The sequence below is a fragment of the Deinococcus sonorensis KR-87 genome (genome assembly GCF_040256395.1).
Classification (GTDB): Bacteria; Deinococcota; Deinococci; order Deinococcales; family Deinococcaceae; genus Deinococcus; species Deinococcus sonorensis.
The window spans coordinates 753,428-778,661 of sequence record NZ_CP158299.1 but is presented as its reverse complement, the minus strand read 5'-3'; the positions used below and the strand labels follow the sequence as shown (position 1 = coordinate 778,661).

The window sequence follows — 25,234 nt, the reverse complement described above, 5'->3', positions numbered from 1 at the left end:
GCAGCGCTCCTCACGCGTCCCCTCTACACTGAAGCCATGCAGGCTGCTCCCCGCCGGATCCGCACCCCCGACTCCCGTCGCCGCTGGCCCGTGGCCGTGGCGGCCATCGTGTTGCTGCTCGCCCTGGCCGCGCTGCTGCCGGGCATGCTGCGGCAATGGCCCGCCGAGGGCAGCCAGGACGTGGTGTTCGTGCGCCAGATGACCCAGCACCACCTACAGGCGATCGACATGGCCACCCGCCTGCGCGACCGCACCCAGAACCGCGAGTTGCGCGCGCTGGCGCTGGACATCATGCTGTCGCAGCAGGATCAGGTAGGGCAGATGCGCGGCTGGCTCAGCCTGTGGGGATTGCCGTGGGGCGGCAGCGGTATGACTGCCGAACACGCGGCGGCCATGGGCATGGCCACCCCCGCGCAGGTCCAGCAGATCAGCACGCTGCCGCTGGCGCAGGCGGAGCGGCAGTTCCTGGGCCTGATGATCCGGCACCATCAGGGCGCGCTGCAGATGGCCGGAGCCGTCGCGAACGGAAACGGACGGTCGGAAGTGCGTACCCTGGCGCGGCAGATCATCGCCACCCAGCGCGGGGAAATCTCGCTGATGCAGGAGCTGCTGTCGGCCAGGGGCGGCCCCCTGCCGGCTCCGGCCCCAGCCATGGACGGAATGGGCAGTATGGACATGGGCGGCCACAGCATGCCCCCGGCCGACGCGCCCCAGCAGCCCTGACGTTCAGGCCGGGCGGCTGTGATAAATCAGTCAATGCCCACAGGCGATACTGAGAGAGCAGCGGTGGCCCGGCCGCGTTGAGTCAGACACGGCCGGGTGCCAGCTGAGCGGGCGCTCCATCTGCTCCATGATCTCTGTGTTCTCGTGCCGCGTCACCAGAGGAGCTTGCACCAGCATCCATGCCCTATTCCCACGAACCACCACTTCAGACCGAGGCCACACCGCTCCTGCTCATCGTCGGCCGTGACGGCCGGCCCATCTACCTGTCGTCGGTGCTGGGTCTGCTGCTGGGGGGGCGTTCGCTGACAGAGAGCCTGACGGATCCGGACCCGGCCCTGCTGCAGGCGCCGGCCGACGGCCATGAACGGCGCCGGACGGTGACGCTGCGGACGCCGGACGGCCAGCTGCAGGACTTTGACCTGAGCGTGGCGGCGCTGCCCAGCCTGGATGCGGTGCTGTATCACCTGGAGCCGGCGGGCCGTGGCGACCGGCCTCCGCGGTCCACCGCACTGGTGGTCGTGTCGTTCCGGCCCACCCTGCAGCTGGTGTACGCCAACGCGGCGGCCCAGCACCATGCCGGGCTGGACGGCCTGGAACTGCGGCCCGACGCGCCGCCCGGACCGGGCCAGAGCGCGGCGGCGCGTCGGCGGGCCCGGCACACTGCCCTGCTGCAGCAGGCGGTGCAGGAGCGGCGCGCGGTGGTGTGGCTGGAGCAGTACAGCGGGCCGGAATTGCCGGTGCTGGTGCTGCGCTGCAGCTTTCTGCCGGTCTACGGGCCGGACGGCCGGGTGCTGCTGGTGATCGGCACCGGCCTGGACCTGACGCCGGAACTGCGCGGGCAGCTGCAGGCCCAGCTGCTGAGCGCCGTGGTGCAGGACAGTCCCGACGCCACCCTGGTGGCGGACATGCAGCCGCAGCTGTTGAGCGGCCGGATTCAGCTGACCAACCGGGCGGCCCGCCGCCTGCTGCGGCCGTGGCTGCCGCTGGAGGGGCGTCCGCTGGGGGAGCTGGTGCGGAGCGTGCTGACCCCCGAGCAGGTGGAGCAGCTGTCGGCCGACGTGCGGGCCGGGCAGCGGGTGAGCCTGACCCTCCAGCTGGCCCCGGGCACCGCCGCCGAGCGCTGCCTGGAGCTGAGCGTGCTGCCCGGCAGCCACCGCCCGCCGAGCCCGCTGTGGGGCGACCTGCTGTTGACCGGGGACGCGCTGCCGCCGGGCGAGCTGTCGTATCTGTCGGTGACGCTGCGCGACGTGACGCTGACAGAGCGCATCCGCCGGCTGGAGGCGGGCCGGGCCCGCACCCTGCAGCTGAGTGCCGGTGGCGCGGGGCTGGAGCAGGTGCTGACCGAACTGGTGCAGACGGTGGAGGGGCAGCTGCCGGGCCAGCGCGCCGCGGTGCTGCTGCGGCAGGCGGGCCGCTGGCAGGTGGCGTGCGCGCCGCAGCTGCCGGCCGCGTTTGTAGCGCAGCTGAGCGAGCAGCTGGTGGAGCTGCCGGCCGACCCCTGCCTGCACGAGGGGCCAGCACTGGCGCTGGCTCGGGCCCACGGGCTGCCCACCTGCTGGGCCGTGCCGATCCGGGGCCGGGACGGTCAGGAACTGGGCCAGCTGGCGGTGTACGGGGAACGCCGGCCGGTGGGCGCCCGCGCCCGCGACGTGGTGCAGCAGCTGGCCGATCTGGCGGGCCTGATCGTGGCCGGGCGGCAGGCGCTGGCCCAGCTGGCGCAGGTGGCCTACCACGATCCGCTGACCGGCCTGCCCAACCGCTACACCTTCATGCTCAGCCTGGACCGGCAGCTGCGTGCGGTGCCGGAGGGCGGCGAGCTGCCGGAGACGCGGGTGGGCCTAGCCCTGATTGACCTGGACAGCTTCCGGGCCATCAACGACGCCTACGGTCAGGCGACCGGCGACCAGCTGCTGCAGGCGGTGACGGCGCGGCTCCAGGCGGCGCTGCAGGGGCGCGGCCGCGACGGACGCCCCGAGCCGCTGCTGGCGCGGGTGGGCGGCGATGAATTTGCGGTGCTGATTCCGCAGCTGGACCACGAGCAGGAACTGGGCGCCCTGAGCAGCCAGCTGAGTGCGGCCATCCATGCGCCGCTGACGGTGCACGGTCAGGAGATCACGCTGCGGGGCAACATCGGCTGGAGCCTCTACCCGGACCTGGCGCTGGACGGGGAAGGCCTGCTGGCGCAGGCCGACACCGCGCTGTACACGGCCCGGCAGGAGGGGGTGACGTCGCGGCTGTATTCGCTGAATGGCGGGCACTGGACGCTCAGCCCCTCCACCATCCGCACGGCGCTGGAACGGGCGCTGGAGCAGGGCCAGCTGCATTTGGCGTACCAGCCGCTGGTGGGACGCGGCGGCGCGCTGCGCGGTTTCGAGGCCTTGCTGCGCTGGGCGCATCCGCAGTACGGCACCATCGGACCGGACCAGTTCATTCCGGTGGCCGAGATGTCGGGCCTGATCCGGCACATCGGCAGCTGGGTGCTGCAGGAGGCCACCCGCACCGCCCTGGGGTGGCCGGACGGCACGGTGGTGAGCGTCAACATCTCGGGGCGGCAGTTCGAGCATCCGGAGTTCATCCGGGAGCTGAAGGCGGCGCTGGCCCACAGCGCCCTGCCCCCACAGCGGCTGGAACTGGAACTCACCGAGTCGGCGCTGATGCTGAACAGTGCCCGCGCCGAACGCACCCTGCGGCAGGTCAAGGCCATGGGGGTGCGGGTGGCACTGGATGACTACGGGGTGGGCTACAGCAACCTGGGCCGGCTGAAGCTGCTGGACATCGACACCATCAAGATCGACCGCTCGTTCACCCGTGACCTGACCGCCTCGCTGCCGGGTCAGGTGAACCCGGACGCGGCCATCGTGCGCAGTGTGGTGGGGCTGGCCCGCGACCTGGGCATTGAAGTGGTGGCCGAGGGCGTGGAAACCCAGGGCCACCTGAACCTGCTGGCGCAGCTCGGCTGCGAGACGATGCAGGGCTACCTGTTCAGCCGCCCGCTGCCGGCCGCCGAGGCGCAGCGCTGGCTGATCCACTGGGGCCGCTGGAGCTGGCTGAGCGGCCTGCCGTGGGGCCAGGAAACCCCGCCCGGCCCCTCTGGGCTCGACTTCTGAGCGGTCCGGCCTTCAGTCTGCCGAGACGGCCTGCGGGCGGGTCAGCCGGTCCACCTCGGCCAGCTCCTCCGGGCTGAGCGTCCAGGCCACCGCCTGCACGTTCTGCTGCACCTGCTCCGGGCGGGTGGCCCCGGCGATCACGCTGCTGACGGTCGGCTGGGCGGCCAGCCAGCTGAAGGCCAGCTCCAGCAGGGTGTGCCCGCGCCCCTCGGCGAACTGCCGCAGCTGTTCCACCACGGCCCAGTTGCGCTCATTCATGTAGCGGTCCTGGGCGCCCTTGGAGCCGGCGAATCGGGTGCCTTCCGGAAGCGGCTGGTCCGGGCGGTACTTGCCGGTGAGCAGGCCGCTGGCCAGTGGAAAGTACGGCAACAGGCCCAGATCCAGGGTCTGCATGGTGGGCACCAGTTCGGCCTCCACGTCGCGCACCAGCAGACTGTACTCGTCCTGGCAGCTGGTGAAGCGGGTCAGCTGCTGGGCCACGGCCAGCCGGTCAGCCTCCTGTACCGCTTCGGCCTTCAGGTTCGAGCAGCCCACCGCCCGCACCAGCCCCTGCTGCACCAGTTCGTTCAGGGCCTCCAGCGTCTCCTCGATGGGGGTGTGCGGGTCCGGGGTGTGCAGCTGGTACAGGTCGATGTAATCGGTGCCCAGCCGGCGCAGACTCGCGTGGACCGCCTTCTGGATGTAGGCGCGCGACGCACCCTTGCCGTCCTCGCCCATGTCGTGACCGAACTTGGTGGCCAGCACCACCTGCGTTCGTTCGGCACCCAGCGCCCGGCCCAGCAGTTCCTCCGAGCGGCCCTGACCGCCGTACACGTCGGCAGTGTCGAACAGGGTGACGCCCTGATCCAGGGCCGCACGCACCACCCGGGTGGTCGCCTCCTGGTCCAGCCGCCCGCCGAAGTTGTTGCAGCCCAGCCCCACCACCGACACCTGCAGGCCTGAATGGCCCAGTCTGCGCGTTTCCATGCTGCCCATCCTGACCCGCCCGCGTGAGGGCAGAGCGTGACTCAGCTCACGGGGCGGTGGGGCTCCGGGGTCCGGGCGGTCAGCGGCAGCCGCAGCGTGGCGCGGAATCCGGCGCCCGGTGCACTGTCCAGCGTCAGCGTTCCGCCGTGCAGCTGGGCCACGTGCCGCACGATGGCCAGCCCCAGCCCGTACCCCTCGCCGCTGCGGGCCGCGTCCGGGCGGTAGAAGGCCTCGCCCAGCCGCGCCAGCACGGCCGGTTCCACGCCGGGGCCGTCGTCCTGCACCGTCAGCAGGGCCTCCGACCCGTCCGGGCGCACGCTCAGCGTGACGGCCGCGCCCGGCGCGTGCCGCAGCGCGTTCTGCAGCAGGTTGCTGACCGCCTGCCCGAGCAGCACCCGGTCGCCCGCCACGGTCAGCGCCGTGCCGTACAGGTCCAGGTCGCGCTCCGGCTGCCGGCTGCGGGCCTCGTCCACCGCGTCGGCGGCCAGCTCCAGCAGCGGCACCGGCCCCTGGCCCAGGCCCTGCGGGTTGCGGGCCAGCAGCAGCAGGTGTTCGGCCAGGCGGGCCAGCCGGCCCAGGTCGTGGCCCACCTCCTGCAGGTCCTGGCGGTAGCGCGCTGAGTCGCGCTCGCGACTCAGCGCCAGCGACACCCGCGTCTGCAGGGCGGCCAGCGGAGAACGCAAGTCGTGCGCGGCCGAGCGCAGGAACTGCTGCTCGCGCTGCCGGGTCAGGTTCAGCTGCTCGAAGGTGAGCTGCAGGGTGGCGGCCAGCCGGGTCAGTTCGTCGCGGTCTCCGGCATCCGGCACCGGGCGGGTCAGGTCGCCGCTCTCCCCGATCTCACGGGCGGTGCGTTCCAGCGCCGCGATGGGCCGCAGCATCCGGCCCGCCGCCCACCACGAGGCGCTCAGCGCCAGCAGCAGCGCCAGCGGCAGGGTCAGCAGCAGCGCGCGCAGCACGGCCTCGCGCGCCTCCCGGTCGCCCCGATTGTCCAGGCTGAGCGTCAGCAGGGCGCTGCCGCCGCGGCCGTCCAGCGTCAGCGCCTGCACGTAGCGGCCTCCCGAGCGGTACACGCCGGGCGCCAGATCGGCCGGCAGCGCGCCGGGAAACTGGGGGCTCTGGGCCAGCACCTGCTCGTCCACGCTGACCCGCAGCTGGATGTCCTGGCCCACGTCGCTGCCGAACAGCCGGTCCAGGTCCAGTCGTCCGAACATCAGCCCCGATTCGGTGCGGGCCTTCAGGATCGCCCCGGCCGCCTGCAGCCGCGAGAGCTGGCCCTGCTCCACAATGCGCTGCACCCCCACGTACAGCCCCAGTGACAGCAGTCCGGCCACCAGCACGCACGACAGCGCCGTGATCAGGGCCATGCGGGCCCGCAGCGTCAGGCGGCCGGGGCGCACGGTCATTCGGCCACCCGGTAGCCGCGCCCACGCTCGCTCACGATCACGTCCGGGGCCAGCTTCCGGCGCAGGTAGCGCACGTACACGTCCACGATGCGCGCCTCGCCGCCAAAGTCCGGGCCCCAGACACGGTCCAGCAGCTCCTCACGGGTGAACCAGCGCCCCCGGCTGAGCAGCAGCGTTTCCAGCAACGCGTACTCGCGGCCGGTCAGCGCCGCCTCCTGGCCCAGCCAGCTCACGGTGCGCCCGGCCGTGTCCAGCACCCCCTGGTCGGCCGCGAAGCGCAGCTGGGCGCTGCGCGCCTGCCCCTCGCGCCGGGCCAGCGCCCGCAGGGTGGCCAGCAGTTCGGGCGGCTGAAACGGCTTGACCAGGTAGGCGTCGCCGCCCAGGTCCAGGCCCTGTACCCGGTCGTCCAGCTCGCCCCGGGCGGTCAGGAACAGGATCGCGCCGGCCCCGCCCGCCTCGCGGTAGGTGCGGGCCAGCGAGAAGCCGTCCAGCCCGGGCAGCATCACGTCCAGCACCAGCAGCGGCGTGTCCTGGGTCAGCGCTTCCTGCAGCCCTGACTCGCCGTCCCGGCACCAGCTGACCGTGTAGCCGGCCTCGCGCAGCGTCTCGGCCAGCGGCCCCCCGATGCGTTCATCGTCCTCGACCAGCAGCAGCCTCACCGGATCATCCTAGAGCGGACTGTAGGCCCCACTCAGGCGGCCCGGATAACCCGTTGCGGGCTGGGCACGAACGCGCGCCCGGTCCAGCGGTGCAGGCTGCCGTCGGCCCGGTAGGCCAGCACCAGCGCCGCGCCGCCGGCCGGCAGCCGGGAGGGGTCCAGCAGGGCCAGTTTGGTGAGCACCTCGGCCCAGGTTACGTCGCGGCAGACCGCCGTGGCCTGCACGAAGGGCGAGCGCGCCGACTCGCCCGTGCGCGGGTCGATCAGGTGGTGGCCGCCCACGAAGCGCCGTTTCAGTACGCTGCTGGTGGCCACCCCGTGCCGGCCCGGCGGCAGGGCGAGCAGCGGGGCCGCGCGGCCGTAGGGATGCTCGATCTGCACGGTACACAGTTCGCTGCTGCTGATCAGCAGGTCGCCGCCCGCGTCCAGCAGCCAGTCAGGGCCGTCCAGCAGCCCGGCCGCCTGCCGCACGATCCAGCTCTTGGCGGTGCCGCCCAGGTCCAGCGTCACGCCGGCCGGCAGCACAATGGCGGCTTCGTCCAGCGCGATGCCGCGCCAGTCGGGGGCCGGCAGCGCCACCGAGCGCGGCCCGTCGGTGACGGGCACGCCTCCGGGCCGGGAGCCGATCCGCTCCAGAGCCGGCAGCACGGTGGGAGTGATCAGGCCGCCGCTCCAGTGCGCCACGCTCAGCGCGTGGCCCAGCGCCTCGCGCAGCTCGGCTGGCGGACGGTCCAGGCGGCCGTCGCGGTTCAGGCGGGTCAGCGGCGAGTCGTGGAAGCGGGTCAGCATGCGCTCCAGCCGGGCCACCTCCTGCAGCGCCGCTTCCGCACCCGGCCCCTGCGCTTCCACCCGGGTGTTCATGGCCTGCAGGCTGGCCATCAGCTGCCCCGGGTGGTGGCGCGCGGCGCCGGGTAGGCCTGCGGGTTCTGGCTGAAGGTCTCGTCGCTGGCCGTGTCACCGGGCCACAGCAGGCCGCTGGTGTCGGCGGGGCTGGCCTGCGGCATGGCGGCCTGGTCCGTCTGCGGCGCCGGGCTCTGCTGCCACCACCAGCGCACCGCCGGCACGCCAGCCAGCAGCAGCGCCGCGCTCAGCAGCAGGGAGCGGCCGCTCTGCGCGCGCTTCACTGGACCTCCCGGATGCCCGGCAGCGCCAGCGGGGCCGGCCGGGTGGCCAGCGTCAGGAGCCGCAGCGCCAGCGCGAGCCCCACCGCCAGGCTGCTGATCAGGTACAGCGGCTCCGGCTGGCCGGCGTGCCCGAGCCACACCGAATGCAGCGTGGCCGCCACGAAGGCCGGGTAGGCCAGCAGATGCAGCACCCGCGCCGCGCGCAGGCCCAGCCGGCCGCGCAGGGCATACGTGGCGTAGACGGCGGCCATCAGCCACAGCCCCAGCGTCCCGGCGGCCATGCTGACGGTGCGCCACCCCGACTGCCCAGGAATCAGGGCCGCCTGCAGGCTCAGGGCGTCTGGCCCCACCAGCGAGAAGGCCCCGTGCACCGCGCCCAGCGTGAGCGCGAACCCGGCCAGCAGGCCGTGCCAGCCACTCTTGAGACCGGCGGTCAGCAGCTGCGGCAGGAAGCGGGTGCCGATCAACGGTCCCAGCACGCAGGTGGCGGCCAGCAGCAGGTACCCGAAGGTGCCGGACTGCCGCAGCAGCGTGTCGGACCAGCCCTGCGCCAGCGTGCCGCGGTAGGCCATGCCCCAGGCCAGCACCAGCAGGCCCAGCAGCAGCCCGGTCAGCAGCTCACTGAGCCACGAGGCCGGGTCACGGCGGACCGGCGCGGCGCTCACCACGCCTCCCGGACGGGCTGGCTCGAGGCGGGCCGCGGCTGCGCGGCGCTGCGGGCATGGTCCTGCGCGCCAGCCACGGCGCGCAGGACGGTCAGGCCCAGCGCCAGGCTGCACACGGCCAGCAGGCTCAGGGTCGCCCGGGGCTTATGGAAGCGGGGCCGGGCGGCCATCTCAGCTCTCCCCGCTGGGCCGGGCGCTCAGCGTGACCGTCAGATTCTGCGTCTGGCCGCCGCGCACCACCCGCAGCGTGACGCGGTCGCCCACCTGCTTGCCGCGCAGGTACGCGATCAGGGCGGTGGGGGTGCTGACACTGCGGCCGTCCACACCCACGATCACGTCGGCGCCGCTGGTGTCCTGCTGCACCGCGCCCGAGTCGTCGCGGTACTCGCTGACCACGCTGGCCTTCAGGCCCGCCTTCGCGGCGCCCAGGCCCGGCGTCACGCCCGTCACCAGGATGCCGCTGCCACTGCCGTACTGCCGGGCGTCGGCCACGCTGATGCCCAGCACCGGCACGCCGCGTTTGGTGCCGGCGATCAGGTCCCGGAGCAGCGTGGTGCTGCGGGTGACCGGCACGAAGTAGCTGTTGAACTGTCCGTTCTGCTCGCTGATGGCGGTGCTGATGCCCACCACCTCGCCCTGGGCGTTCAGCACCGGGCCGCCGGAATCGCCGGGCGCCAGCGGCATGCTCGACACCACCAGGTTGTTGGGGAAGGTGGGGTCCAGCGTGGCGTTCACTGCGGTGACGGCGCCGGCCCGGCCCCCATCGAAGCTGCCGCGCGAGTTCCCGATCGCCACCACGCCGTCCCCCACGCTGGGCGTGCGGCTGGCCAGCCGCAGGGTGGAGAAGCCGCTGCCCTGGGCCCGCAGCACCGCCAGGTCGCGCACCTCGTCATAGCCGACCAGGGTGGCCGGGTGCTGGGTGCCGTCGGCAGTGGTGACGCTCAGCTGGGCGCTGGCGTCACCCAGCGGCACGTGGGCGGCGGTGAGTACCAGCCCGTCGCTGGTCATGAAGTAGCCGCTGCCGATGCCGCTGTCGCCCACGTTGACGCGCACGGCGGCGGCGGTGGACTGCTCATACACGCGCTTCAGGGCGGCGCGCGTGGTGCTGCTCAGCGTGCTGGTGGCGCTGCCCTGCTGGGTTTGCGGCGTCTGGTTGCGGCGCCACGGCAGCTGACCCTGATCCGGCAGGCCCTGGCCCTGGTCTGCAAAGGGGCTGTCCGGCTGCCAGGGATTCTGGGTGTCCAGGTCCGGCGTCGTCGTACTGTCGGGCGCCGTCTCACTGGGGCTGCTCTGGGTGGGGGCCGCCTGCTCCGGCGTGGTCAGGGTGGGGGCGGACGTCTGGGGCGAGCCCTGCTCCTGGGCGGTCAGGGTGCCGGTGGCGTGATCCTGGGCGGGCAGAAACGGGACCGCCACGATGGCGGCCGCGACGGGCAGGGCAAGAAGGGGCCATCTGTTCATTGGGACACTCCTGTGGATCGGTGCAAAAGGTGGGCGGATCGGCTCGGGGGCCGCGACAGGTCCTCACCTGTGGCCGCACCGTAGAGACGGGCGGTTAAGCGGGTGTTAGAGCCGCACGTCTGCATCAACCCTTCAGCTGCCATCAGATGAGCGTCATGCCCCCGCCCTAGCTTGATCGAGCAAAAGCCGCCCTCCTGGCTTCGTCTCCTGCGCCGTCACCGGACCGCCCCCCCTGGTCCCCAAGAGTGCCTTCATCTCCTACTTCGTCCCGCGGTTTTTGCGTTCTGTACAGTGTGCAGATCTCAATACCGCACCCGTAAAGGAGTTTCCATGACCACCCTGACCCGTCTGTCCATGTGCACCGCCGCCAGCCTGACCCTGGCCCTGGGCGCCGTCCAGGCCCAGAGCACCGCGCCGGCCGTCACCAGCCTGACCCTGATCAACACCGCCACCAACCAGCCGGTGACGGGCTTCGACCCGATCCAGCCGGGCGCCAACCTGGACCTCGCCAAGCTGCCGGCCGGCCTGAACATCCGCGCCAACACCAGCGGCCAGGTGGGCAGCGTCCGCTTCGCTGTGGACGGCAACGCCAACTACCGTACCGAAAATGCCGCCCCGTACTCGCTGTGCGTGGATGACGACGGCAAGTACCGCAGCTGCCCGACCAGCCTCTTCACGCTGGGCGAGCACCGCATCACCGCCAGCGCGTCCTCCCAGACCGAGGGCCGCGGCACCCAGGGCGCGGGCGTGATCGTGAGCTTCACCGTGACCCGCACCGCCACCACCACGGCCCCGAAGCCAGCCCCCACCCCGGCCCCGGCCAACCTGGCCGTCACCAGCCTGACGCTGATGGACGCCGATACCGACCGCCCGGTCGCCGGCTTCGATCCGATCCCGGCCGGCGCCACCCTGCGTCTCTCGGCGCTGCCGCGTCACCTGAACCTGCGCGCCAACACCAGCGGCGCCGTCCGCAGCGTGAGCTTCGTGCTGGACCGGACCACCTTCAAGCCGGAGAACGATCCCCCGTTCGCGCTGTGCAGCGACACCCGCTTCAAGAACGGCCAGAAGGGTGACTACCTCACCTGTGGCGCCAACATCTTCACGCCCGGCGACCACACCCTGCGGACCACCCCCTACAGCAAGATGTTCGCCGCTGGCCAGACCGGCGCCTACCTGGAGTGGAACTTCAAGGTCGTGCGCTGAGGCTGCAGCAGGATTCCCACCGCTCCAGGGTCAGTCCCTGGGGCGGTTTTTCTGTTGCCCGGGCGCGGGCTCACCCTTGAGCACCCGCAGTTCCGAGGCCGGGACGCCCTGCATCATGCCGGCGTCGGTCAGCACGTCCACGGTGCCTTCCAGCGGGTGCAACTTGACCACCTTGCCGCAGGCGCCGCTGCTGTCGTGACAGACCCGGGCGTTCTTGCGCGGCACGTCCTTGAGCAGGTCCAGGTACTGGGTGTGCTCGAACTGCAGGCAGCACAGCAGCCGCCCGCAGGGGCCGCTCAGCTTCTCCGGGTTCAGCGGCAGCTGCTGGTCGCGGGCCATGCGGATGCTGACCGGCGCGAAGTCCTGCAGGTGATGGCTGCTGCAATTTTCCCGGCCGCAGGCGCCCAGCGTACCGAGCATCATGGCCTGCTCACGCGGACCCACCGCCGCGAAGTTGATGCGCGCGCGGGTGTGGCCGCGCAGGTCCTGAATCAGGGCGCCCAGCTCAATGCGCTCCTCAGCGCTGTAGCTGACCGTCAGCAGCGACCCGTCCAGCGTGAACTCGGCCGCCACGATCTTGACCGGCAGGCCACGGGCGCGCGCACGGGCGCGCAGCAGCCACTTGAGGTCCTCGGCCTCGCGGCCCAGTTCGGCCCAGCGGTCCAGGTCTGCCTCGCTGGCCGCGCCCAGGATCATGCCGTAGCGGCCGTCTCCGGGCATCGGCTCGGCCTCGTCACGCACGGTGGCCACTTCCGGGCCACGCTTGCCCTGCACCACCACCCGGGCGTTCACCGGATAGGGCGCCTCGGTCATCATGGCGTGGAGCTTGGGACTGCGCTCGAAGCGGACCTTCTGGATCAACACGGCTCAGGATGGCACGAAGCGGTGAGGGGCGTCGAGAGACACATGACAAACTCATGCCCGGCCATGGGCCAGAAAGCAGGGCGGCCGCATCCGAACGGGGTGCGGCCGCCCTGCTTTCTGGCCTCAGGCCAGGGTCTCTTCCGGCAGGTCGGCGTTGGAATACACGTTCTGCACGTCGTCCAGGTCTTCCAGCGCCTCCAGCAGCGTCATCAGCTTGTCGGCGTCGGGGCCGCTGACCGCCACCGTGTTGCTGGGCAGCATCGCAAGCTGGGCGCTCTGCACCGTGTACCCGCGGCTGGTGAGCCCCTCACTGACCGCGTACAGGTCGCTCGGCGCGGTGCTGATCTCCAGCCCGTCCTCGGTCTCCTGCAGGTCCTCGGCCCCCAGCTCGATGGCCGCTTCCTGGGCCGCCTCAGAGCCTTCAGCCAGCACGATGACGCCCTTGCTCTCGAACTGCCACGCCACCGACCCGCTGGTGCCCATGCTGCCGCCGCGCTTGTTGAACACGCTGCGCACCTCGGCCACCGTGCGCGTCACGTTGTCGGTCAGCGTCTCGATCAGGATGGCCGTGCCGCCGGGGCCGTACCCCTCGTAGACCGCCTCCTTGTAGCTGGTGCCGCCCTCGCCTTCACCCACCGCCCGCTTGATGGCGTTGTCGATGTTGTCGGCCGGCACCGTGTCGGTCTTGGCCGCCGCGATGGCGTTCTTGAGGCTCAGGTTCCCGGCCGGGTCCCCGATGCCACCGCCCGAGCGCACCGCCGCCGTGATGGCGCGGATGTGCTTGCTGATGACGGCGCTGCGCTTCTTGTCGTTGGCACCCTTCTTGCGCTTGATCTGTGCCCATTTGCTGTGTCCGGCCATGGTGGAGAATTCCTTTCGCGGGAGAGATGGAGGTGAAGTACGTTCAGTTGTTGGAGCTGCGCGGCTCCGCATAACAGCCAACCGGCTCCGGTCCGGTCAGCCGGCCGCGGGCCTGCAACTCGCCCAGCACCCGGCGGCTGAACTCGCGCAGCGTTTCCGGGGCGGCTTCTTCGGCACCCGCGCCGTCCAGCTGCAGTTCATGCGCCTGCCGGGCCAGCCACGCTTCCAGCTCGTCGTGCATACCGGGTTTACTGTAGCAGGGGAGAGGCCGCTCGCTCCAGCGAAAAAGGGCGGCCGTGGCCGCCCCTTTCCGCTGGACGCGACGTTCAGTCGTCGGCCGCGGCCGCGTGCTGCGCCTGATCGCGTTCATCGGCGGCCCGGAAGGCCTTGATGCCGCGCACGATGCCCAGGGTGGCGAAGTAGGCGACCAGCGGACCCACGAAGGTCAGGATCCAGAAGGGGGCCACCGGCCACTGGAAGTCGTTCTTGTACCCGGCGAAGCTCCAGACGATCAGCAGGGTGAAGAAGGCCACGCCCGCCGCCAGCCGCTTGGGAAAGTCGGTGGGGTTCTCCGCGTAGTACATGTTCTCGCGGCTCTTGTCGAAGATCGGCACCGCCAGCATCAGCACCAGCACCAGGGTGGCGATCACGATGCCGCCGATGAACTCGGGCCCGATGGTGCCGCCCAGGATGGTGAACTTGGCGTTGGCCGGGATCATCTCCAGCACGCCGAAGATCCACAGCAGGTACCAGTCGGGCTTGATGTTGGCCACCGGCTGGTTGCTGGCCGGACCGAACACCTCGACCGGGTGCACCGGGATGAAGGCGGCGAACAGGATGATCAGGCCGGTCATCAGCAGCGCCAGCATGATCATGATCGGGGTCTGCTGGGTCATGAGCGGCACACCGACGATCTTCTTGTAAGCGATGCGCTTGGCGTACTGCGGCTGGGTGTGCTTCTGCTTGATCATGATCAGCATGTGCGCGGCGGTCAGGCCCAGCAGGATCGCCGGCAGCAGCATGATGTGGTAGCCGTACACGCGCGGGATCATGGCCATGTTGTCCAGCGCGAACTTGCCGCCGAAGGCCGCCTGGGCCACCCAGTCCCCGATCCAGGGGATCGAGGCCACGATGCCCACCACCACGCCCAGGGTGGTCTTGGCGAAGTTGTCGTACGGCAGGCTGTAGCCGGTCACGGCGGTGATGATGGTGAACACCAGCAGCAGCATGCCGATCCACCAGTTCAGCTCGCGCGGCTTCTTGAAGGCACCCGTGAAGTAGATGCGCATCATGTGCAGAATCGCGGCGCCGACCATGATGTTGGCCGACCAGTGGTGGATGCGGCGCAGCATGTCACCGAACGGCATCCAGTTAATGCGGATGATCGAGGCGTAGGCGGCCGGCACCATCTGCGAGGCGTCGGTGGGGTTGGCGACCATGCGGGTGCTCGGCTCGTAGCTGAGTGCCAGGAACACGCCGGTCAGGATCAGCACGATCAGCGAGAACAGCGTGATCTCACCCAGGAAGAAGGAATGGTGGACCGGGAAGGCTTTGCGCAGGAACTTGTCGTTCAGGCGCGAGATGTGCAGACGTTCATCGAGCCACTGGTTCATGCCTTGGTCAACTCCTCTTTCTGGGAAACGAATTCCGGTTCGCTGATGTCATACGGCAGCGAGAGGAAGAAGCCGTCCACCACCAGCTGATCGCCCTGCACCTTGATCGGCAGCTGGGCCAGCGGGGCCGGGGGCGGCCCGCCCACCACCTGGGCGCCGGCCGTCAGGTTGTACGCGCCACCGTGGCAGGGGCACACCGCCGCCACCTTCAGGTTGGCCGGGGTGTACGGCTGAATCAGCACGGCGCAGCCCAGGTGCATGCACTGGCGCGAGTACACGATCACGCCCTGGTCGGTGGCCTTCACGTCGGTAGGCGCCTTGAGCTCGCTCGGCTGGAACTTCGCCACGATCAGCTGGTTGCGGTCCACGCCGTTCTTCAGCACCTCCTTGCCATTGCTGGCCTTGCCCTTGGGGTAGGCGAACAGCGCCCGTTCCGGCTGGATGTCGGCCAGCTGCACCGGCTGACCGGCGTTGGGGCCGTCCGCGTGCACCAGCACGTCGCCGGGGCGGGGGAGTTCCTTCTCGGGGGTGATCTTGTAGGGCGGCTTGACGCCACCGATGATGCTCAGCAGGCTCAGGGTGCCGACGCCGGCAGTGGTGCCCAGCGCCACGTTGATGAACTTGCGCCGGCTGAGTTCCGGATCCTTGCGTACGTATTTGGTCATGGGTTGCTCCTGATGCCCGGCATTACCACGGGAACTCGCCGCTGGCGTCCTCCACCAGCACCTCATCGTCCATGAAGAACTTCTTGTACAGGCCCACCGCCAGCGCCAGCAGCAGCACCACCATCGCGGCGTAGAAGCCTTCCTGCGTCACCTGCGGCGCCACCGGGGGCGTCGCGGCCATGTCGGCAATCGAGCGCAGGATCTCGCGCACGAACAGCACGCTGAACAGCACCACGCCGGCCAGGGTGGCCACCATGGCCGTCATGCTCAGCGGGCTGCTGCGCGACTTGTGGATGCCGGGGCGCAGCTCGGTGCCCTCGGTCCAGTAGCTGTACAGCCCGATCAGGCCGTAGGTCAGCAGCAGCACCACGAAGGTCACCAGGAAGATCTCCGGCAGGATGATCTCTTCCGGCACGAAGCGCGAGCGAACCCGCAGCACGTCCGGGCTGACCTTGCCCACACCGGCCGCCAGGGTGGCGGGCGTGACCAGTTCCTTGGCCTTGTTGCCCCAGCTGTTCTCCACGAAGTTGGCGATGGCGTAGATCTCGTTTTCCTTCAGCCGGCCCTCGAAGGCGGGCATGGCGCCCTTGCCGTGCAGGATGCGGGTCGGGACCAGGGCCGGGTCGTTCTGGATGTGCGGGTCGCCGGCCAGCTTGGGACCCACGCCGCCCTGGCCCTGCGCGCCGTGACAGCCGGAGCAGTTGGACGTATACAGCGCCGGCCCGATCTTGGGCCACTCCTTCTGGATGGTGGCGCTCAGCGCCGGATCAGCCGCCACCGGTTCCGGCGCGGTCTGAGTGTTGAACATAAACAGCAAAATGATCCACATGATGGCCGCCACCACGATGGCGACCGATGGCATGACCGCGTCGTTCCGTTCCACGTTTCCCCTCTCTACTGCTGATACCGATTCAGACCTGTGGCTGCAGACTTTATGGGCCAGCATAGCATGGCCTGAAGACGCCCCCGAGCGCAGTTTTTGAGGTGTCAGTGCGGCCAGGCTAGCGTGACCTCACTGTACCGCTGAGGCTTCAGTAAGAATGTCCCCCAGCCGGCTGGCGACCGGGTGAAAACCGTAATACTGCAGCAGTGGCCACACTGCTGCAGCCAGCAGCTGCACATCCCGGTTGTCCGGGTGCTCACGCGGGTCGCTTCCGCCCTCTGAAAGCAGCGCCACCGCCAGCGGACGCGGCAGCTGCAGCAGGCCCACGTCGTGGTGAACGCCGTTCAGCTCGCCGCTCTTGGTGGCCATCCGGTAGATCAGTTCGCCGGCCGCGTCGCGCGGGGCATGGCGGGCCAGCAGGTCACGCTGCTGCTGGCGGAACAGGATGTCCAGGGCCAGCCGGGTGTGGGCGTCGTCCAGCAGCTCGCCGCGCTGCAGCTGCACCAGCAGCCGCGTCTGCTCCGCCGCGGTGGTCCGGTTGCGCTCGCCGCGCCGCTGGGCCTCATTGCGCAGATGGGCCGGCAGCTGCAGCGGGCCCACCAACCGGCTCGCCGGCATGGTCCGGGCCAGCCATCTCTGCACCGCCTCCAGGCCCAGCCGCCGGATCATCAGGTTGGTGGCGGTGTTGTCGCTCACCACGGTCATCAGGGTCAGCAGGTCCAGCACGCTCGGCTGGAGCCCGCCGCCCAGCTCGTGCAGTACGCCGCTGCCCGGCACCCGGTCGTCCGGCTGCAGTGTCAGGCGCTCGTTCAGGTCCAGCCGTCCGGCCTGCGCCTCCTGCAGGGCCAGCACCAGGAGCGGCACCTTGATGGTGCTGGCCGCCGGAAAGACCCGCTCCGGCTGCTCGGCGTGCAGGGGTTCGCCCGTGTGGGCATCCAGAATCACCAGGGCGGCGCTGCCGGCGTAGCCGTGCGCCGCCAGCGTCTGGCCCAGCGACGGCGGCGTCACTCGGGCAGGCCCGGATCGCCCAGCAGGGCGGCCAGTGCGGCGAACGGGTGGGGCGTGTTTTCCGGACGCAGGGTACAGAAGGGCGGGGCGCCCTCTGGCTCTACCCGGTGCGGGCAGCCGGGGCAGTCGGCAAAGGCCTGCTCGGTGTAGGCCAGGTCCGGCTCGCGGCTGGCAAAGCTCCACTCGCGGCCACAGCCGGCGCGGTAGGTCTGTGGCCCGGCCACAGGGGGACTCGGGGCGCGCCTACTCAAGGTTGGCGATGCCCTCGCGCAGCGCGTACAGCGCCGCCTGGGTGCGGTTGTTCAGCTGCAGCTTGGTGAAGATTTCCGAGAGCCGGTTGCGCACCGTCTTCTCCGAGATGTCCAGCCGCATGGCGATGTCCTGATTGGAGAAGCCCTGGGCCAGCAGCTTCAGGATGGTGGTCTCGCGCTCGTTCAGGTCGGCGTGCTTCTCGGTGGGCAGCACCTCGCGCTTGTCCCGGAAGTCGTCCAGCACGTTCTGGGCCATCTCCGGGTCCAGCAGCGCCTCGCCGCCCGCCACCCGCCGGATCGCGTCCAGCAGCGTGTTGGCGTCGGCGTCCTTGAGGATGTAGCCGCGCGCGCCCGCCTTGACCGCCTCAAAGACGTAGCGGTCCTGGCGGTACATGGTGATCATGATGACGCGCGCCTGCGGATCGATCTCCAGGATGCTCTGGGTGGCCTTCACGCCGTCCAGCTCCGGCATCTGGATGTCCATCAGGATCACGTCGGGGTGGGTGTCGGCGGCGTAGCGGATCGCTTCCCGGCCGTTGGCGGCCTCACCGATCACGCGCATCCCCTCCGACTCCAGCAGGCTTCGCAGACCCTGGCGGAACAGGGCGTGGTCATCGGCAAGCAGCACACGGATCATGAGCACAGTCTAGTGCGGGTGGCGGCGCGCGAGTGTCCGTTTGGTCGCCATGCGCCGGTCTCCTGAAAGCTTCATGTCAGTTTTGTGTTGCTACTATGACAGGCAATGATGACCTGGTTTGACGTGCTGCTGGTCAGCCTGTGGGCGGCAGTCACCGCCCTGGGAGCCCGCCGGGGTCTGGGCGGCGCGGCCTGGGGCCTGCTGGCGCTGGCCGCCTGCTTCCTGGTCGATCTGCTGGCGCCGGGCGGCCTGGTGGGCGCGGTGCTGGCGCTACTGCTGGGCCTGGGCGCGGTCTGGGCGGCCCGGCGGCTGGTGCCGGAGGGCCTGAACCAGGCCTGGCATCTGCTGGCCGGTGGCCTGGGCGGCTTCCTGCTGGGCGGGGTGCTGGTGGGCACCCTGGCGCTGGGCCTGCCGATCCAGACGGTGGGTGACGTGCGGCGCTACCCGTCGGCCGAGCTGCCGGAGGCGCTGTACTACCCGGTGTTCCGCTCGGCCATCCGGCAGGGCCTCAACCGGGTCTGGGCCCCCACCACCAACGCGGCGCTGCGGACCCTGCTGATTCCGGACCAGGCGCGTCCGGCGCTGCCGCCCAAAGAGTAAAGACGAAGGGGGCGGGCGAGCCGATCGGCTCGCCCGCCCCCTTTATGGAGCGGCTCAGCTCTGCTGGCGCTTCTGGCTGTGGTCGCCTTCCGCGAACTCCTCCAGCATCTTGCGATTGAAGTTGGGAATGTCCTGCGGGTTGCGGCTGGTCACCACGCCCCGGTCCGTGACGACCGTCTCGTCCACCCAGCTGGCCCCGGCGTTCCGCAGGTCGGTCTGCAGGCTGGGCCAGCTGGTCACCTGGAGGCCGCGCACCACGTCCGCCTCCACCAGCGTCCAGGGGCCGTGGCAGATGGCCGCAATCGGCTTGCCGCTGTCATAGAACGCCTTCACCAGCGCCACCGCCTGCTTGTTGGTCCGCAGTTTGTCCGGGTTGGCCACGCCGCCCGGCAGTAGCAGCGCGTCGAAGTCATTCGCGCTGACCTGTTCCACCGTCTGGTCCACCGGGAAGGTGTCGCCCAGCTCGGTGTCGCCGTTCATGCCCTGAATGCTGCCGGGCTTCAGACTCACGATGGTCGTCTGGGCGCCCGCCTGGTCCAGGGCCTCTTTGGGGCCGGTCAGTTCCACCTGTTCAAAGCCGTCGGTTGCCAGAATCGCGACCCGCTTGCCGCTCACGGAGTTGCCTTGCTGTGTCATGGGTTCACCCTAGGCCGCTGGTCCTGCGCCGCTTCTGAAGTGAGCCTCAAGTGCCGTTTACGGGAGGTTCAGCCCAGCTTGAAGCAGACCCAGCAAGGCAGCGCGGGCCATGCTCTAAGGCATGGCCCGCGCCGTGATGGGCGTGTTACTTCTTGTCCGTGGCGGGCTTGCTGGGCTTGAGCGGCTTGACCACGGTGGTCCGCGCCGGCGTGCTCTTGCTGGCGCTGGCGTCCACCGTCTTGGCGGCGCGCGGTCCGGCCACGCGCTCCACCCGCTGCAGGCCGCCGGCCATGTGCGCCTCCACCTGCTTGTTGATCAGGAACTGCTGCCCGGCGCCGATCAGGGTGCTGATGATCCAGTACATGGTCACGCCGGCCGGGAAGGTGATGGCGAAGTACGCGAAGATCAGGTAGATGAACGACTGCTGCTTGAACATCTGCGGGGTCTTGCGGGTGCTGACGTACAGCTGCAGCAGGTTGGCCAGCACGTACAGCGCCGCCAGGATGTACAGCGGGTCCGGGATGCTCAGGTCCGGAATCCAGCCGAGCCCCTGATCGAACTCGAAGTTGCGGATGGTGGAGTACAGCGCGATCAGGATCGGGAACGGCACGAACATGCTCAGGCAGCCGGCCGGGTTGACGTTGTTCTCGCGGTACAGCCGCATCGTCTCGGCCTGCAGCTGCTGCGGATTGTCCTTGTACTTCTCCTGGGCTTCCTTCAGCAGCGGCTGCACCATCTGCATCTTGGCGGTGGTGCGGCCCTGCGTCTGCATCAGCGGCCAGATGGCCAGCCGCAGCACCACCGTCAGCACCAGGATCACCAGCCCCCAGTTGCCCAGGAAGCTGTACAGCCACTCCATGAACTTCACCACCAGCAGGCTGATCTGGCCGAACAGGTTCGGCTCGAACACGCCCGGCAGCTTGGTGTAGCCCTCCTGATACAGGTGGATCAGCTCGTTCTTGCCGCCGTACACGTCAAATCTGCTCTCACCGCTCAGGCCGGTCAGCGACAGGGCCGCCTTCTGGCCGGTGGTGGTGCTGACGTTCGCGGTCGTGCCGCTCTGGGGCCGCACGATCAGCGCGCTGGCCGTGTAGGAGTTGCTGCCCAGCCCCAGGAAGCCGTGGTTGATGGCGTCCTGCATGGCCGCGTACTGAATGTTCTGCACCTGGGTCTGGCCGCTCTGCAGCTGGCCGCCCTGGGCCGCGGCCTTCACGGCCGGGTCGGCGTTGCGGCTCAGGCCCGCGAAGTTCACGCTGTAGCCGCTGGCCCCGGTCACGTTGAAGGTGGCCTGCACGTTGAACTGACGGGGGTGCAGCACCACCGCCTTGGTGACCGTGGCAGCCCCCTGGCTGTAGCGGAAGGTGGCGGTCAGGCGGTTGTGGGGGATGTCGGTGGCCAGCTGCATCGGCTCAGCGGTCTTGGCGCCCGTGACGCCGGGAATCCGCACCTCCAGCGCCTTGCCGCCGTCCTGACCCACCAGGTTGGACGCCACGCCGTTGCCGGCTTTCTGCAGCGCGCTGAAGTCGTAGCCGACCGCGTTGGTCTGCTTGTTGGTGGTCCGCTTGATGATGGCCTTGCCCGGCTGCACCTTGACGTACCAGCCGATCACCTCACCCTGCGGGTTGAACACGATGTCCGCCAGGTTGCTGGTGTAGATGGCGTCCTTCTGGCCATCGCCGTTGAAATCGGCCTGAATCCACTCAGGCGTGACGTTGGCGCCGGCAGTACCGAGCGCAGCGAGACTGGCCAGCGCCAGCAGGGATTTCAGCAATTTGGTCATGACTGTTCTTTCCTGGGAAGAGGGGCGGGCGGCACCGGGTCGTAGCCGCCGGGGTTGAGCGGGTTGCAGCGCGCCACCCGCCAGGCGGCCAGCAGGCCGCCCCGCACGGCGCCGTGCCGCTCGATGGCCTCTACAGCATACTGACTGCAGGTGGGGGTGAACCGGCAGGTGGGCGCGGGCTTGAGCGGCGACAGCTGCCGCTGATACCCGCGCACCGCCTGCACCAGCATCCGGGCCGGCAGACTGCTCATGGCTGTCCTGGGCTGGTGGGCTTCACAGCCTCCGATACGCGGCGGTCGGGCGTCCGGTTGCGTCCCCTGGCCGCGCCCTTGAGCTCGGCGCGGCCCAGCGAGGCCGCCAGCGCCGTCTGCAGCTCAGCGAACGGCACCCGCAGCACGTCGGCGTTGGGCGTCAGGATGGCGCGGCAGGGCGGCAGGGTCGGCAAGGTCCGCAGCGCCTCGCGCACCCGGCGGCGCACGCGGTTGCGGTCCACGGCCCGCTTCAGGGTCTTCTTGGACACCACGATCCCGATGATGGCGCGTGGCCGCCACTGCTCACCGTAGCGGGGGCGGTAATCGGTGATGCGCAGCCCGAACAGCCGGTGGCGCACCATCTGGCCGTGGGTGCGGACCTTGCGGAATTCGCGGTCGCCACGCAATGCGTCAAGCGCCACCCGACGCGGCTGTGGCGTGCTGGTGGCGCTTGGTTGAGGAAGGTTCACGCTGACGGCCCGCTGGGCGGCGATCAGACGGTCAGGCGGTGACGGCCCTTGGCGCGGCGGCGCTGCAGGACGTTGCGGCCACTCTTGGTCTTCATGCGGATGCGGAAGCCGTGGGTCTTGGCCCGCTTGCGGACGTTGGGCTGGTAGGTACGCTTCATGGTGCTTCTCCTCTGGGTGGTGGCGGTACAGCTGTGGCGGCCTGCCTGTGGGGGCCAGTGAGCCCTTGCGGGCGGCCTGCCGTGCTCCTGGCCCGGCGTGAACCGGGGAGCAAACCACAGAAGTGTAGCATGGCCCGCTCAGGCTTGGGTAGGGGCCGGCGGGGACAGCCACGCGGCAAACCCGCGCGTGATCAGCGGCATCACCAGATAGGTCATGGTCGGCACGATCAGCAGCGACTGGAACAGCACCCGCACCACCAGCGGCAGGTGGCCCAGCAGCGGTCCCAGCGTCAGGTTCACCAGCAGGCTGGTGGGGTATAGGGCCAGCACGGTCAGCAGCACCATCTTCCAGCGCGGCGGCTGGCGCAGGGTGGGGCTGCCCGGCGGGGTGAACCAGAACTCCAGCCCCGGCTGCTTGTCGATGGTGGTTTCGCCGTCCAGCAGCGGCTCCACCTCGGCCAGGCAGCGGGCGCGCTCGGCCGAGTGTTCCCAGGCCTCGGCGCTGTCGAAGTCGGTGAAGCGCACCACCATGGTGTAGTTGCGCTCGCCGGGGGCCGGCCGGATGACGCCCAGGCCCAGATGGCCGGAAAAGTGCGCCAGTTCGCTGGACAGCGCGCCCAGCCACGTCTCGTAGGCGGCCTCCTGGCCGGCCCGCACCCGCCGCCGCACCACGATGGTCACCGGGTCCTGCAGCTCAGCGGGGCGGGTCATGCCGCCGGTTTCTGGGCCGGCCACACCACCAGCAGCACACCCAGCGTGATGACCACCAGTCCGGTCCAGCCGTAGGCGCCCAGGTGCTCGCCGCCCAGCCCCAGGCCCAGCAGCACCGCCACCAGCGGGTTGACGTAGGCGTAGCTGGTGGCCAGCGCCGGGCGGGTGTGCGCCACCAGATACATGTAGGCGCTGTAGGCCACGATGCTCCCGAACACCACCAGGTAGGCCAGCGCCCACAGGCTGGTGGCGCTGGGCTGGCGCCAGTGCTCGCCGGTCAGCGTGCTCAGCAGCATCAGCACCGCGCCCCCCGTCAGCATCTCGGCGGCGCTCCCCATCAGGCCGCTGGGCAGGTCCAGGCGCCGCGACCACTGACTCCCGAAGGTCCAGCACAGCGGGGCCAGCACCAGCAGCACCGCCGCCAGCGGGGTGGCGTGCAGCTCACCCACGTTCAGCAGCACAATGCCGACCAGTCCCACCCCGATGCCCAGCCACTCGCGCCCCGAGGTGCGCTCGCCCCACAGCCGCCCGAACAGGCTGGCGAACAGCGGACTGACCGCAATCAGCATGGCCGCCACGCTGCTGCTGGCCTGCCGCTCCGCCAGCGTGACCAGCCCGGTGCCGCCGCCCAGCAGCAGCAGGCCCACCGCCGCGCTCCAGCCCCACTGCGCCGGGGTGGGGTTCGGGACGCCACGCAGCCGCAGCACCGGATACAGGAGCAGGCCGGCCAGCAGAAAGCGTAGGCCCAGCATGCCCAGCGGCGGCAGCGTGCCGATGGCCAGCTTGATGCCGAAGTAGGTGCTGCCCCACACCACATACACGGCGGCCAGCGCCAGCAGGATGCTGGTGGTGAGCGGCGGGGCCGGGGTCTGGGCGTTCTGACCGCTCGTTACCATGGGCCGTCCAGCGTGAGCCGCACCGCGCCGGAGAGGGCCTCACCGCTCTGCAGCACCCGCATGTCGGTGCCGTGCACGCCCCGGGCCGCCAGATTGAAGGCGTCGGTGGCGTGCGTGACCGGCTCCATCGCCAGGCTGCCGTCAGGGGCGGTGAACAGCACCAGATGCGAAAAGGCGGCGTCGGCGGTCAGCGTGACGGACCGCTCGCCCCAGGCGAGCCGCGCCACCCCGTCCCAGCTGCCGTACACCCGGTCCAGCTGCGCCGGGCCGATGGACCGGGCGCTGGAAAAGTCCAGTTCCGGCGGCACGTCCTGGGCCGCTTCGGTGGGCATCAGGGTGTCGTCCACGTGGTACACCCCGCCCGCCTGGAACTGCACGGTGGGGTCGGTGTCGTCCTGCCAGCGGGCAAAGTACGGGTGCAGGCCCATCCCGGCCGGCATCGGCTCGCCCGAGACATTGGTGAGCGTCAGGGCCATGTCCAGGTGCGGGCCGTGCAGCACGTATTCGATCCGGGCGGTGAAGGCCCAGGGCCAGTTGATGTCCGCGCAGTCGCGGCTGTCGAAGAGGCCCACCAGATGGGTGCCGCTGACCGGCTGCACCCGCCAGGGCCGATTGCGGACGTCGCCGTGCTGTACCGTGTGGCCACCCGGCTGGCTGGGCCGCAGCTGCACCTCGCGGCCCTCGAAACGGAAGCGGGCGTCGCGGATGCGGTTGCTGTACGGCATCAGCGTGAAGCTGGCGCACTGGCTGCTGGTCTGCACGTCCTTCACGTCCACGTGGCGCAGCACCGGGCGCCCCGAGGCCGACGACAGGTTCAGCACGCTGGCGCCCAGTTCCGGCAGCACCTCCAGCCGCCAGTGCTCGTTGTGGATGCGCAGGGTGTTCACCGGGCCACCCGGCTGGACACGGCGTGGTGAATCAGAATGCCGGCGGCCACCGAGGCGTTCAGGCTCTGCACCTGCCCGCGCACCGGAATGCTCACCAGCTCGTCGCACTTCTCGCGCACCAGCCGCCGCATGCCCTCGCCCTCGGCGCCGATCACCAGGGCCAGCGGGCGGTCAAAGTCCAGCCGGGCCAGCGGCTGGGCGGCTTCGCCCGCCGCCCCGTACACCCACACGTTCTCGGCCTTCAGCTGGTCGATCAGCCGGGGCAGGTTCTTGGTCTGGGCCACCGGCAGGAAGCTGGTGGCGCCGGCCGCCGCCTTGGCGACTGTGGCCGACAGCGGGGCGCTGCGGCGCTCCTCCACCACCACGCCGTGCGCACCCAGCACCTCCGCCGAGCGGATGATGGCCCCGAAGTTGCGCGGGTCGGTGATGCCGTCCAGCAGCACGATCAGCAGCTGCTCGCCGCGCTGCTCGGCCCGGTCCAGGATGTCGTCCACCGTGGCCCACGCCAGGTCCTCGACCTCCGCGATGACCCCCTGGTGATCGGTGGTGCCGGCGATCTGGTCCAGCTCGATGCGCGCGGCGAACTTCAGGCGCACGTCATAGCCCTTCAGCTCCTTGACCAGCGCCTCCTCGACGCCCCGGGCCACCAGCAGTTCCTGCACCAGCCCGGCCTTGAGCGCTTCGAGCACCGGGTTTCTTCCGTAGAGCAACATGCGGCAAGTCTACGGGAAAGGGAGCGCTCCCGGCAGGTCGCTC

At 70.3% G+C, this 25,234-nt stretch carries 30 protein-coding genes; 4 read left to right on the top strand and 26 right to left on the bottom strand.

Features of this window, described 5'->3' with window-relative positions:
• The first annotated feature begins 36 nt into the window (after positions 1–36).
• Both ABOD76_RS08965 and ABOD76_RS08960 read left to right on the top strand, forming a co-directional pair.
• Positions 37–723: a DUF305 domain-containing protein gene (locus tag ABOD76_RS08965; protein WP_350244489.1), complete on the top strand. Its 687-nt coding sequence runs from the start codon at positions 37–39 to the stop codon at positions 721–723.
• A gap of 179 nt (positions 724–902) precedes the next feature.
• Positions 903–3,830, top strand: coding sequence for a sensor domain-containing protein (locus ABOD76_RS08960; protein WP_350244488.1), 2,928 nt, complete (start codon positions 903–905; stop codon positions 3,828–3,830).
• A 12-nt stretch (positions 3,831–3,842) separates the two neighbouring features.
• On the opposite strand, the gene ABOD76_RS08955 is transcribed toward ABOD76_RS08960, so the two are convergent.
• From ABOD76_RS08955 to ABOD76_RS08920, 8 genes are read right to left on the bottom strand one after another with little or no spacing between them, the layout of a single operon-like run.
• On the bottom strand, positions 3,843–4,796 hold the full coding sequence (locus ABOD76_RS08955) for an aldo/keto reductase (RefSeq protein ID WP_350244487.1): 954 nt from the start codon (positions 4,794–4,796) through the stop codon (positions 3,843–3,845).
• A gap of 41 nt (positions 4,797–4,837) precedes the next feature.
• Positions 4,838–6,199, bottom strand: a complete 1,362-nt coding sequence (locus ABOD76_RS08950) for a sensor histidine kinase (protein ID WP_350244486.1) — start codon at positions 6,197–6,199, stop codon at positions 4,838–4,840.
• Positions 6,196–6,858: a response regulator transcription factor gene (locus ABOD76_RS08945; RefSeq protein WP_350244485.1), complete on the bottom strand. Its 663-nt coding sequence runs from the start codon at positions 6,856–6,858 to the stop codon at positions 6,196–6,198. The genes ABOD76_RS08950 and ABOD76_RS08945 overlap by 4 nt, the downstream gene beginning before the upstream one ends.
• A 32-nt stretch (positions 6,859–6,890) precedes the next feature.
• Complete coding sequence (locus ABOD76_RS08940) at positions 6,891–7,718, bottom strand: FAD:protein FMN transferase (protein WP_350244484.1); 828 nt, start codon at positions 7,716–7,718, stop codon at positions 6,891–6,893.
• Positions 7,719–7,735: 17 nt separating this feature from the next.
• Positions 7,736–7,981: a hypothetical protein gene (locus ABOD76_RS08935; protein ID WP_350244483.1), complete on the bottom strand. Its 246-nt coding sequence runs from the start codon at positions 7,979–7,981 to the stop codon at positions 7,736–7,738.
• Positions 7,978–8,646: a ferric reductase gene (locus tag ABOD76_RS08930; protein ID WP_350244482.1), complete on the bottom strand. Its 669-nt coding sequence runs from the start codon at positions 8,644–8,646 to the stop codon at positions 7,978–7,980. Before ABOD76_RS08930 ends, ABOD76_RS08935 begins: the two co-directional genes overlap by 4 nt.
• Positions 8,643–8,816: a hypothetical protein gene (locus ABOD76_RS08925; RefSeq protein ID WP_350244481.1), complete on the bottom strand. Its 174-nt coding sequence runs from the start codon at positions 8,814–8,816 to the stop codon at positions 8,643–8,645. Before ABOD76_RS08925 ends, ABOD76_RS08930 begins: the two co-directional genes overlap by 4 nt.
• Before the next feature lies 1 nt (position 8,817).
• Positions 8,818–10,104, bottom strand: a complete 1,287-nt coding sequence (locus tag ABOD76_RS08920) for a S1C family serine protease (RefSeq protein ID WP_350244480.1) — start codon at positions 10,102–10,104, stop codon at positions 8,818–8,820.
• 330 nt (positions 10,105–10,434) lie between these two features.
• Between ABOD76_RS08920 and ABOD76_RS08915 the strand changes: the two genes are divergently transcribed.
• Positions 10,435–11,307, top strand: a complete 873-nt coding sequence (locus ABOD76_RS08915) for a hypothetical protein (protein ID WP_350244479.1) — start codon at positions 10,435–10,437, stop codon at positions 11,305–11,307.
• A gap of 30 nt (positions 11,308–11,337) precedes the next feature.
• Here the strand turns inward: ABOD76_RS08915 and ABOD76_RS08910 are convergent, their stop codons facing one another.
• The 9 genes from ABOD76_RS08910 to ABOD76_RS08870 all read right to left on the bottom strand — a co-directional run bounded on the left by ABOD76_RS08910 (position 11,338) and on the right by ABOD76_RS08870 (position 18,089).
• Entirely contained in the window at positions 11,338–12,171 is an 834-nt protein-coding gene (locus ABOD76_RS08910; protein ID WP_350244478.1) for a PSP1 domain-containing protein, read from the bottom strand.
• A gap of 123 nt (positions 12,172–12,294) precedes the next feature.
• Positions 12,295–13,032: a YebC/PmpR family DNA-binding transcriptional regulator gene (locus ABOD76_RS08905; protein ID WP_350244477.1), complete on the bottom strand. Its 738-nt coding sequence runs from the start codon at positions 13,030–13,032 to the stop codon at positions 12,295–12,297.
• A gap of 43 nt (positions 13,033–13,075) precedes the next feature.
• Positions 13,076–13,273 carry a hypothetical protein gene (locus ABOD76_RS08900; RefSeq protein ID WP_350244476.1) on the bottom strand — a complete coding sequence of 66 codons (198 nt, stop codon included), beginning with the start codon at positions 13,271–13,273 and terminating at the stop codon, positions 13,076–13,078.
• Between the two features lie 85 nt (positions 13,274–13,358).
• Complete coding sequence (locus ABOD76_RS08895) at positions 13,359–14,645, bottom strand: cytochrome b (protein WP_350244475.1); 1,287 nt, start codon at positions 14,643–14,645, stop codon at positions 13,359–13,361.
• Entirely contained in the window at positions 14,642–15,310 is a 669-nt protein-coding gene (locus ABOD76_RS08890; protein WP_350244474.1) for a Rieske 2Fe-2S domain-containing protein, read from the bottom strand. Before ABOD76_RS08890 ends, ABOD76_RS08895 begins: the two co-directional genes overlap by 4 nt.
• A gap of 22 nt (positions 15,311–15,332) precedes the next feature.
• Entirely contained in the window at positions 15,333–16,172 is an 840-nt protein-coding gene (locus ABOD76_RS08885; protein ID WP_350244473.1) for a c-type cytochrome, read from the bottom strand.
• 150 nt (positions 16,173–16,322) lie between these two features.
• Complete coding sequence (locus ABOD76_RS08880) at positions 16,323–17,201, bottom strand: serine hydrolase (RefSeq protein WP_350244472.1); 879 nt, start codon at positions 17,199–17,201, stop codon at positions 16,323–16,325.
• The gene (locus ABOD76_RS08875; protein WP_350244471.1) at positions 17,198–17,425 is read right to left on the bottom strand and encodes a hypothetical protein; all 228 of its coding nucleotides are present in this window, start codon (positions 17,423–17,425) and stop codon (positions 17,198–17,200) included. The genes ABOD76_RS08880 and ABOD76_RS08875 overlap by 4 nt, the downstream gene beginning before the upstream one ends.
• Positions 17,426–17,444: 19 nt before the next feature.
• Entirely contained in the window at positions 17,445–18,089 is a 645-nt protein-coding gene (locus tag ABOD76_RS08870) for a response regulator transcription factor (protein WP_350244470.1), read from the bottom strand.
• A 105-nt stretch (positions 18,090–18,194) separates the two neighbouring features.
• Between ABOD76_RS08870 and ABOD76_RS08865 the strand changes: the two genes are divergently transcribed.
• The gene (locus ABOD76_RS08865) at positions 18,195–18,689 is read left to right on the top strand and encodes a hypothetical protein (RefSeq protein WP_350244469.1); all 495 of its coding nucleotides are present in this window, start codon (positions 18,195–18,197) and stop codon (positions 18,687–18,689) included.
• A 54-nt stretch (positions 18,690–18,743) separates the two neighbouring features.
• On the opposite strand, the gene ABOD76_RS08860 is transcribed toward ABOD76_RS08865, so the two are convergent.
• From ABOD76_RS08860 to rlmB, 9 genes are all read right to left on the bottom strand, one after another.
• A complete protein-coding gene (locus ABOD76_RS08860) occupies positions 18,744–19,325 on the bottom strand; it encodes a type 1 glutamine amidotransferase domain-containing protein (protein ID WP_350244468.1) in 582 nt (193 codons plus the stop codon).
• Between the two features lie 145 nt (positions 19,326–19,470).
• Complete coding sequence (gene yidC, locus ABOD76_RS08855) at positions 19,471–21,105, bottom strand: membrane protein insertase YidC (protein WP_350244467.1); 1,635 nt, start codon at positions 21,103–21,105, stop codon at positions 19,471–19,473.
• The gene (yidD, locus tag ABOD76_RS08850; RefSeq protein WP_350244466.1) at positions 21,102–21,356 is read right to left on the bottom strand and encodes a membrane protein insertion efficiency factor YidD; all 255 of its coding nucleotides are present in this window, start codon (positions 21,354–21,356) and stop codon (positions 21,102–21,104) included. Before yidD ends, yidC begins: the two co-directional genes overlap by 4 nt.
• Positions 21,353–21,763 carry a ribonuclease P protein component gene (gene rnpA / locus ABOD76_RS08845; RefSeq protein WP_350245235.1) on the bottom strand — a complete coding sequence of 137 codons (411 nt, stop codon included), beginning with the start codon at positions 21,761–21,763 and terminating at the stop codon, positions 21,353–21,355. Before rnpA ends, yidD begins: the two co-directional genes overlap by 4 nt.
• A gap of 86 nt (positions 21,764–21,849) precedes the next feature.
• Complete coding sequence (rpmH, locus tag ABOD76_RS08840; protein WP_350244465.1) at positions 21,850–21,984, bottom strand: 50S ribosomal protein L34; 135 nt, start codon at positions 21,982–21,984, stop codon at positions 21,850–21,852.
• A gap of 138 nt (positions 21,985–22,122) precedes the next feature.
• Positions 22,123–22,695 carry an antibiotic biosynthesis monooxygenase gene (locus ABOD76_RS08835; RefSeq protein ID WP_350244464.1) on the bottom strand — a complete coding sequence of 191 codons (573 nt, stop codon included), beginning with the start codon at positions 22,693–22,695 and terminating at the stop codon, positions 22,123–22,125.
• The gene (yedA, locus tag ABOD76_RS08830; protein ID WP_350244463.1) at positions 22,692–23,591 is read right to left on the bottom strand and encodes a drug/metabolite exporter YedA; all 900 of its coding nucleotides are present in this window, start codon (positions 23,589–23,591) and stop codon (positions 22,692–22,694) included. Before yedA ends, ABOD76_RS08835 begins: the two co-directional genes overlap by 4 nt.
• Positions 23,585–24,478, bottom strand: a complete 894-nt coding sequence (locus ABOD76_RS08825) for an aldose 1-epimerase (protein WP_350244462.1) — start codon at positions 24,476–24,478, stop codon at positions 23,585–23,587. The genes yedA and ABOD76_RS08825 overlap by 7 nt, the downstream gene beginning before the upstream one ends.
• Positions 24,475–25,191, bottom strand: a complete 717-nt coding sequence (gene rlmB / locus ABOD76_RS08820) for a 23S rRNA (guanosine(2251)-2'-O)-methyltransferase RlmB (RefSeq protein WP_350244461.1) — start codon at positions 25,189–25,191, stop codon at positions 24,475–24,477. The genes ABOD76_RS08825 and rlmB overlap by 4 nt, the downstream gene beginning before the upstream one ends.
• Positions 25,192–25,234: the final 43 nt, after the last annotated feature.

Bases quoted from the DNA above. Each gene is read 5' to 3' on its own strand.
- ABOD76_RS08965 (WP_350244489.1), top strand. From the start codon at position 37: ATGCAGGCTGCTCCCCGCCGGATCCGCACCCCCGACTCCCGTCGCCGC.
- ABOD76_RS08960 (WP_350244488.1), top strand. From the start codon at position 903: ATGCCCTATTCCCACGAACCACCACTTCAGACCGAGGCCACACCGCTC.
- ABOD76_RS08955 (WP_350244487.1), bottom strand. From the start codon at position 4,796: ATGGAAACGCGCAGACTGGGCCATTCAGGCCTGCAGGTGTCGGTGGTG.
- ABOD76_RS08950 (WP_350244486.1), bottom strand. From the start codon at position 6,199: ATGACCGTGCGCCCCGGCCGCCTGACGCTGCGGGCCCGCATGGCCCTG.
- ABOD76_RS08940 (WP_350244484.1), bottom strand. From the start codon at position 7,718: ATGAACACCCGGGTGGAAGCGCAGGGGCCGGGTGCGGAAGCGGCGCTG.
- ABOD76_RS08925 (WP_350244481.1), bottom strand. From the start codon at position 8,816: ATGGCCGCCCGGCCCCGCTTCCATAAGCCCCGGGCGACCCTGAGCCTG.
- ABOD76_RS08920 (WP_350244480.1), bottom strand. From the start codon at position 10,104: ATGAACAGATGGCCCCTTCTTGCCCTGCCCGTCGCGGCCGCCATCGTG.
- ABOD76_RS08915 (WP_350244479.1), top strand. From the start codon at position 10,435: ATGACCACCCTGACCCGTCTGTCCATGTGCACCGCCGCCAGCCTGACC.
- ABOD76_RS08905 (WP_350244477.1), bottom strand. From the start codon at position 13,032: ATGGCCGGACACAGCAAATGGGCACAGATCAAGCGCAAGAAGGGTGCC.
- ABOD76_RS08900 (WP_350244476.1), bottom strand. From the start codon at position 13,273: ATGCACGACGAGCTGGAAGCGTGGCTGGCCCGGCAGGCGCATGAACTG.
- ABOD76_RS08895 (WP_350244475.1), bottom strand. From the start codon at position 14,645: ATGAACCAGTGGCTCGATGAACGTCTGCACATCTCGCGCCTGAACGAC.
- ABOD76_RS08890 (WP_350244474.1), bottom strand. From the start codon at position 15,310: ATGACCAAATACGTACGCAAGGATCCGGAACTCAGCCGGCGCAAGTTC.
- ABOD76_RS08885 (WP_350244473.1), bottom strand. From the start codon at position 16,172: ATGCCATCGGTCGCCATCGTGGTGGCGGCCATCATGTGGATCATTTTG.
- ABOD76_RS08870 (WP_350244470.1), bottom strand. From the start codon at position 18,089: ATGATCCGTGTGCTGCTTGCCGATGACCACGCCCTGTTCCGCCAGGGT.
- ABOD76_RS08865 (WP_350244469.1), top strand. From the start codon at position 18,195: ATGATGACCTGGTTTGACGTGCTGCTGGTCAGCCTGTGGGCGGCAGTC.
- ABOD76_RS08860 (WP_350244468.1), bottom strand. From the start codon at position 19,325: ATGACACAGCAAGGCAACTCCGTGAGCGGCAAGCGGGTCGCGATTCTG.
- yidC (WP_350244467.1), bottom strand. From the start codon at position 21,105: ATGACCAAATTGCTGAAATCCCTGCTGGCGCTGGCCAGTCTCGCTGCG.
- yidD (WP_350244466.1), bottom strand. From the start codon at position 21,356: ATGAGCAGTCTGCCGGCCCGGATGCTGGTGCAGGCGGTGCGCGGGTAT.
- rpmH (WP_350244465.1), bottom strand. From the start codon at position 21,984: ATGAAGCGTACCTACCAGCCCAACGTCCGCAAGCGGGCCAAGACCCAC.
- ABOD76_RS08835 (WP_350244464.1), bottom strand. From the start codon at position 22,695: ATGACCCGCCCCGCTGAGCTGCAGGACCCGGTGACCATCGTGGTGCGG.
- yedA (WP_350244463.1), bottom strand. From the start codon at position 23,591: ATGGTAACGAGCGGTCAGAACGCCCAGACCCCGGCCCCGCCGCTCACC.
- rlmB (WP_350244461.1), bottom strand. From the start codon at position 25,191: ATGTTGCTCTACGGAAGAAACCCGGTGCTCGAAGCGCTCAAGGCCGGG.